Source organism: Desulfosporosinus sp. OT (assembly GCF_000224515.1).
Classification (GTDB): domain Bacteria; phylum Bacillota; class Desulfitobacteriia; order Desulfitobacteriales; family Desulfitobacteriaceae; genus Desulfosporosinus.
Window position 1 is genome coordinate 1 of sequence record NZ_AGAF01000210.1, and the last position, 2,670, is coordinate 2,670.

Genomic DNA, 2,670 nt, shown 5'->3' on the forward strand with positions numbered 1-2,670 from the left:
CACCTCCTTTGGTTCGGCCCTTCCGTCGGTGTCTAGAGCACCTCTGTACTATGGCCTCTGCTGACTCCTCACGACAAATCTTATTTCAACCGGGTTTCATACTCTGTTTCCACCCGTCCGTGAGGCCTCCCACGGTAAGTCGATTCACTTTCATTCCATGTACCCGCAACATTTACGCTGACGTGTCCGTGTAGCTTTTGGGCTTTGACTTGCTAAGCAGTCTTACCCCACGTTTTGCGCCTGATATTGTTCGTGTTCCTCGGGCCGGAATTTTGCCGCCGGCTTCCTTCAGATTGTGCGCACGTTAGCACCTCAAATGCATTTCATGAGAAATATACGCTCCTACAATGCGTAGTAAAGCATCCGGCTAACCTTAAGGCGAAAGCCAAGGGGAACCATAGCATGCCGGAAAAGCCAGTTTACTGGCGAGCTAGGCCGTATACGGTGAAGCTTAGATTAGTTGAACTCCAGTCAATGGTCCCAGGAAGGCTACTGTGAGTGATTCGCAGTATCTGTCGGTATGGTAGGTATGAATCTGGCCTACCATTAGTAGGCCGACAGGCATAACTGACATCGTCAGACAAACGACGAACGGAGCACCTAAGTACGGATACACCATTTGAGCCTGTGAAGCGTGACTTGCCTAAGTGCGCAATAGCACCGCATATGGCAGAGAGACTCAACAGTAGCCTAACGATCAGCTGTAATGGCTGATACACGGTCAAGAGAGTCAGTTCCTAATTTCTTATTTCAAAAGGAGTCGATTCGAATGAATCAAACCAGACTACTCAAGAAACTAGAAGGCTTTCGTAAACGCAATAGCACCAACCCAAACTTCATTAACAAGGACATTTACCGATTGTTTTATGATGAAGACATCTACATCATTGCCTACAATGCCATCAAGTCAAACCATGGAGCAGAAACTAAAGGAGCAGATGGTACATCACTAGACGGCTTTTGCATGGAGTGGGTTTACGAGATTATCTCTAACTTGAGAAACGAATCCTATAACCCCCTCCCCAACAAAACTCAGCTAATACCTAAGAAAAACGGGAAAATGCGAAAACTCGGCTTCCCAAACGGAAAGGATAAACTTCTCCAAGAAGCGGTCAGAATTATCCTCGAATGCATTTATGAACCTACGTTCTCAGACTACTCCCACGGATTTCGTCCACGACGGAGCACCCATACAGCAATGGCTCAAATTGAAAACTGGCATGGTACATCATGGTTTATTGAGGGTGACATCTCCGCCTGTTTTGATGAAATCGACCACCGAATTCTTGAAGTTATTCTGCGCGAACGAATCGCTGACGAACGATTTATCCGTCTCATCAACAAGATGCTCCGCGCTGGATACTTTGACATGCAGCATGAATTTCATCGAACAAATTCCGGAGCACCACAAGGCTCAACCTGTAGTCCGATTCTCGCTAATGTCTATCTCGATAAACTAGATCGGTTCATGTCAGAAGTCGCAAAACGCGAAAACATTGGCAGGAAGCGTCGTAAAAGCAGTGCCTACACCCGCATCCAATACCAAATTCAAAAGCTCCGTAGTGGTGAATACTCCGCTGAAAATGGTGAGCAAATTCGTAAGTTGGTAAGAATCCGTAAATCTCAGCCCTCAGTAGATATGTTTGACCCGAAATTCAGACGCCTCCGCTATGTAAGATACGCTGATGACTTTCTAGTGGGGGTCACCGCCTCAATGCAATATTCTAAATCCGTGAGAGATGAAATTAAGCAGTTCCTGTTGGAAACCTTGCACCTCAGACTGAACATCGAAAAAACGAAGATCACCCATGCTCACAATGAATAGGCGTTCTTTCTAGGCTATTTATCCAAAGAGGCAATAAGGCTAGTCGAAACAAAGGCAATATTCGTATTAAAGCAAACATCAAGGGCATGATTCAGAAACTACACCAAAATGGTCTGTGTAACAGTGACGGGTTCCCAAATGGCATTACACAATTTATTCCACTCCCACCCGAAAAGATCATCAACTACGGGAACCAAGTCCTTCGCGGTCTAGTTAATCAGGCCGTAGGTTGTATTAATTTCTACAATTGCGACCGTATCCAGTACATCGTCCAATTTTCCGTAGCCAAAACCTTAGCTCGGAAATACGACATCAGCATGAAAAAGGTCTTCACAAAGTTCGGTTCATCAATTAGGGTTGACTATCTCAATAAGAACAATATGGAACGTAAAACTCAACTTGCACTATATCCCAATTTTCAAACGTAGACGTAACTACTTTTACACTCTACTGACTGCTTCAAAAACACCATTCAGCCCAATATACAATCCTCGTAACCCTACAAAACAACCCTGTACTCTTTGTGAAAGCATTAACAACATCTGTATGCTCCATCGTAAACCAGTGAATTTGATTTCACGCCCAAGCAAACCCATCATCGAGTATATGATCCAAATTAATCGCAGACAAATTCCCGTATGCAAGCTGTGCTATAACTCGCTTTAACTCTGCTATAACGAAAGCTTAATAGGAATGGAGAGCCGTATGCATCTAAAGATGCCCGTGCGGTTCGGGAAGGGGCGAATTCCAGTGGGATTCGCCTATTTCATCCACCTCGCAGTGGACACCCTTGCCTTAAGCTAATGGTTGGTCGCTACATACCCCCATAACGGACTTTCACCGTC

3 protein-coding genes are annotated in these 2,670 nt (G+C 45.1%); 2 read left to right on the top strand and 1 reads right to left on the bottom strand.

All coding sequences use genetic code 11. The features are described 5' to 3' along the window. Positions 1-451 precede the first annotated feature (451 nt). Positions 452-619, bottom strand: a complete 168-nt coding sequence (locus tag DOT_RS30690; protein ID WP_157998498.1) for a hypothetical protein — start codon at positions 617-619, stop codon at positions 452-454. Between the two features lie 150 nt (positions 620-769). Between DOT_RS30690 and DOT_RS31995 the strand changes: the two genes are divergently transcribed. Both DOT_RS31995 and DOT_RS32000 read left to right on the top strand, forming a co-directional pair. Next, positions 770-1,825: a reverse transcriptase/maturase family protein gene (locus tag DOT_RS31995; RefSeq protein WP_009622541.1), complete on the top strand. Its 1,056-nt coding sequence runs from the start codon at positions 770-772 to the stop codon at positions 1,823-1,825. An 86-nt stretch (positions 1,826-1,911) separates the two neighbouring features. Then, positions 1,912-2,253, top strand: a complete 342-nt coding sequence (locus DOT_RS32000; protein WP_083824196.1) for a group II intron reverse transcriptase/maturase — start codon at positions 1,912-1,914, stop codon at positions 2,251-2,253. Positions 2,254-2,670 lie beyond the last annotated feature (417 nt).

Excerpts from the sequence above, each read along its gene's own strand:
- DOT_RS30690 (WP_157998498.1), bottom strand. The coding sequence starts at position 619 with ATGGTGTATCCGTACTTAGGTGCTCCGTTCGTCGTTTGTCTGACGATG.
- DOT_RS31995 (WP_009622541.1), top strand. The coding sequence starts at position 770 with ATGAATCAAACCAGACTACTCAAGAAACTAGAAGGCTTTCGTAAACGC.
- DOT_RS32000 (WP_083824196.1), top strand. The coding sequence starts at position 1,912 with ATGATTCAGAAACTACACCAAAATGGTCTGTGTAACAGTGACGGGTTC.